The organism is Shewanella sp. 125m-7 (assembly GCF_052977045.1).
The window spans coordinates 1-4,935 of record NZ_JBRILQ010000085.1; the positions used below are offsets into that span (position 1 = coordinate 1).

Genomic DNA, 4,935 nt, shown 5'->3' on the forward strand with positions numbered 1-4,935 from the left:
ACGATACTGGCTAAGTTCAGTCCACTTTCACTGTCAGAGTCATTGCTGGCGACGTTAATTAATACTTGAGCGCCTTCGTCGACTTCAGCGTTATCGTCTTTCCCAATCGGCGCAGTATCATCCACAGGTTTAACTTCAAGCGTTAGCTCGGCACTTTCACCTGTATTGGTGGTGTAGGTAATAACTGGTACTTCACCGTTCCAATCATCATTTGGCGTGAATGTATAGCTACCATCGGTGTTGATAACCAGCTTGCCGCCTTCAATTTCTGCTGTTTCACCTGCTACGTAACTAATTCCATCAACGTTGTATTCGGTAACGGTTAATTCGTTATCAACATCAGTGTCATTAGTGAGCACATTGCCTGTTGCTGGAGTATCTTCTTTAACTGTATTACTGTCATTACGTGCAATGGTTGGATCGTCTACAGGCGTCACTTCAAGTGTTAGTGTGGCTGTTGAGCCCGTGTTGGTGGTGTAAGTGATAACAGGAACCGTGCCGTTCCAGTTGTCATAGGGGGTGAAGGTGTAAGAGCCATCTTCATTGATGACTAGAGAGCCACCTTCCAGTTCGACAGTGGTGCCCGCAGTATAGATCTCGCCGCCGACTTCAAAGCTAACAACGGACAGGTCGTTGTCGATATCTGAGTCGTTATCTAAAACGTTACCTGTCGCGATACCATCCTCATCGATAGTGTTGGTGTCATTGATGGTATTAGTTGGATTATTAAAAGAATTAATTTCTTCAGAATTTAAACTGTCACTTGAGTCTAGTGCTTGGGTGAGTGTTTTTCCAGAGGTATCAAAACCAGCATTAGCAATGGTTTCAGAACCACCACGAGTAATTGATACATGACTTGAGCCTCCCTCATTACCTGCTTGATTACCCGCTGCAGTAACGGGGCCTTGCGTTGGATCCTCACCAGATGCGATTAATGCTTGGATTTCTTCGATTTCACTTAGGGCTTCGTCTTCAGCTGAGGGAGAACTATTCGTGGGATTGGTATTTAAGGGCTTACTGCTTTCCTCTGATGAGGATGAAAGGGAGCTGCCGTCATTTAATAGGATGTCAACAGAGCTATCTTCAGCTATCGATATACTCGTTCCTGCAGGAACGAGCTCACCTTCACTAAGCTGCTGAACACCACCGTTAACTGTCGCGGTAACAATTCCATTGAGGTTTTGGATATGTCCAGCTTGTGTTGTGATTATCGATTTCATTGTCCTGCTCCCTGCAAAAACAAGTTTGTTAAAACTGAGTCGTTAAAAGTAACCCTTAATCGGGCGATGTTATACAACTGAGTGCCGCAGGTCAATTTTTTGACGCTTTAAGTTTGTGTTTTATAAGCGGTATGTTAGGAGGGAGAAAGCTGAAATAGTGTAAAATAAGATAAAGGCCACAAGATGTAGTGGCCTTTATTAATGATCAAATCGATAAATTAAGACTTTTGATTGATTATTATGGGATGTTTAATCCGTCATCAGTTTGCTCATAAGGAGGGATAAACGGTGTGGTATTTGGATCGACTATTAGCGCCTCATCTCTCAGTAATCCGACAATAACATCTGAAGCTGAGTTTCCGTATATGGACTCTAATTCCACTCCATTTAGTATGATACTGACCCCGTCACTACCTAGAGAACTGCCATTAGCATCTATAAAAATAGTTGTGTTAGTACCAGTGAAGTCAAATGAGATGTAATCCTCTAAATTCCCATAGTTCTCACCAATCAAGACATCAGAAAGATCTAAGACGTCATGCTCAGGATTAAAGCCATATACGTTATCGATGGTGTTATTGCCATCCGCAGAATCTGAGTTCCAAACAAAGTAATCGGTTTCGCTATCATCAGGGGTAGCTATCGTGCCACCGTATAGATCATCGCTTCCTTCGCCCCCAGAGAGTAGATCTCGGCCCAATCCACCAATCAGTGTATCGTCAGCTTCACCTGCTAGAAGGATGTCATTACCTGTGCCGCCATTGAGTGTATCTGCGCCACCTTGCCCGAAGATGATATCGTCTCCAGCTTCGCCGTAAAGTAAGTCTCCTAAATCATCAGCTCGCGAAATATCGAACTCTTCATAGTGGGACTTGATATACAGATGGACATCATTTACTGACACCTCAGCGATATCTGTACCTGTTTTTATAGCAACGTATTTGGCTAGAGCGTCATATGCTTGTAATGAATCAAATTTCACTAAGTCGCCAAATATAATATCATTTCCGGTGCCAGCATAGATGGTGTCACTTCCAGGTAACAGCTCAGAAGACAAGATCGTATCTGCGAGATCATTAATATTAACGCCAGTTTGGGCATCATTATCTGAGTCAAATTTATCTAGAGTGACTTGATCTATGTTGCCATTTAAACCTATGGCTTCAATCGTGGTGATAAAGCCGTTGAAGCTTAACGCATTGAGTTCGTTAAATGCTCCTAGGGCATTAAGTTCTGCGTTGGTGCTACCTGAATCACTGTCGGAGCGGTTAGGTTTACCGTCGGTAATAAAGTAAACAATGTTATTGGCTTCATTATTTTGAATTGCCGAGGCACTAAGTAAAGCCATCGCTTCATCAAAAGCGGTTTCGTAGTTCGTCCAACCAATTGCTTTGAGGCTATCAACAGCTAACAGAAGAGTCGTTAAGGCTCCTTGATCTGCTAAGTTGACTGAAAATGATTGTTTTACATTTAGGCCGAACTCGACAAACGATATAGTAACAGAGCCTGGCATAGTGTTATTTGAACCCTGTAAACTATCGTATAGCTGCTGAAATGTTGCAGTTAGCTGTTGTTTGGCTGCAGTAATAACATTACTCATGCTACCAGAGGTATCTATGATGAAGGCTAGATTGTAATCTTCACCCGGAACGATGCTTGTTGTGTCACTAATAATTACTTCGCTCTCAGAGGTTCCTGTATATTGGTCGTCTCCTGGGTTGAGTGTTTCTTGATTAAATATTTCAATATTTACGCTGGCAGTATCAAGTCCTCCATTAGCATCTTGGATAGCGTAAGTGAAATTAACAGGAGATGAACTATTGCCGTTATGTTGGTATTGATAGTCTCCATTTTCATAAATAGTTAGCATTCCTCCATTTACCTGGATCGTTGCGACACCATTATTAAAGGTTAAATCATCACCGTTAATTTGCTTGATTTTTAGGTCGTGTCCATTCGCATCACTGTCGACACCTGTACCTGTATCATCAGTAATGACGTTACCAGTGACAGTTTCACTGTTTGCAACGGCATAACTATTGTTAATCGCATTAGGTATGTAGTTATCCGGTGTTAATGTGATAAAGAAATGACCATTATTTTCATCAGTAAATGGTATCGCATCGCCATCATTGTCTGTCGCTGTATAAGCAAACTCCAGATCTATAGGTGTATTGTATACTAGCGCAGCAGAAGACAGGCTTGTGATCTGGAAGTCATCATTAGCAACATATTCAATTTCAATTGACATAATTGGAGAACCATCGATATTTTCAGGCTCTTCAATTAACCATGTTCCATTAAAGGTTTGCTCAACCTCCCTCGTTGTACCATCGCCATAAGTGACGGTGTACTTAAGCGTTGTCGTCCCATCTCGCTGAGCGTTCTTACCTGTCCCCAAATTAATAGCAGCAAATGAAGTTCCGTTTTCATAGTCGATTGTGATTGATTCATTCGTGCCTATTGTGGGCCCCGAGCCAACACCAATACCATGTTCATTAGCATTAACCTTTGAGATAATATCATTGGTATAACCGATTATAGTTGAGACGGTACTAGCAGCCTGATCATCATGAGAGTAAATCGTGCCATCTGAGTCGACATAATATGCGGCATTGTTACCAGCTGGAGCAGTAGTTAAGTCGTACTGAATAATCGTTTCGAGATCGACCTCTTGTAGAAGTGTAAATTGATAGTCGTAGTGACCATTTGCATCCATCACGGCTGTCACGGTGAATACGTCAACATTATTAGCGCTAGCCGTTAATGTACTTCCATTCATGGTGTAAGTTAGATCTGTCCCCTGATACTGCAGCCCCTGGGTAATGACTTCAAAATTTACACTGCCGAATCCATCTGCACCAGGATCGAATAGATCCTCCGTTACAGTGGCATTAGGTATATGTGTTATATCGTTTACTAAGGATTCATCAACTTCGTCTATCGGCGCATCATCTTCTATCGTGACTGCAAATGTGCTTGGCTCGTCGGTGAAACCATCGTTAATGGTGACACCAAAATTGAGCGTCATGATATCTTCTATATCATTTAACCCATGATCTAGAGGCGCGAGCAAGTTGACGGTATAGCTAGCTGAATAACCTGAGGCATCGGAGCTAATCGCACCTAACACTATTGTCATCACTGTCGTCGTACCTGAGACCCCTGTAAGGGTATTTGTGGAAGCCTCCCAAGTCCACTCAACAGGCAGGTCGTTGGAAGAAACGTTGACTGCAGAACCGTTGAGTGAAAGGGTGAAAACGCTACTATTTGGTGCGTCAACATCAGTAAACTTAATTGTCCCGCTTTGGGTTTTGAGGTTGGTTGTATCAGATGGATCACCTACATTATCAATAATACCGTTAAGTAAGCCTTCTTCCGAAACGGTCACTGGTGTCGTACTAACGATTTCTGGCGCGTCATTAGTACCAGTAATGGTAATGGTGAGCGTGGTAGTGAGGGACTCAATACCATCGCTAGCCGTATAAGTGAACTCGACCTTGGCAGTCTCTTGATTGGCAAGCGCCTGTGAGGCACTGCCGTTAGCGACAAAGTTATAACTACCGTCGGCATAGATGGTTAGTGTGCCGTAGTCATTCGTGATCACCCCTGGAGCCCCATCTGCAACAGTGGTTGCTGTGCCTGTGGTGCCCAATAAGATCCCCGTAACGGTTAAGCTATCACTAGTATCGGCATCGCTATCGTTAGCCAGTAC

General features: G+C 43.0%; 2 protein-coding genes. Both read right to left on the reverse strand.

The genetic code is table 11. The features are described 5' to 3' along the window. On the reverse strand, positions 1-1,220 hold a 1,220-nt coding region (locus tag ACVBIL_RS20485), incomplete at its 3' end, for a retention module-containing protein (protein WP_447168780.1). A 238-nt stretch (positions 1,221-1,458) separates the two neighbouring features. Continuing rightward, the coding region (locus ACVBIL_RS20490) for a VCBS domain-containing protein (RefSeq protein WP_447168781.1) at positions 1,459-4,935 on the reverse strand (3,477 nt) is incomplete at its 5' end.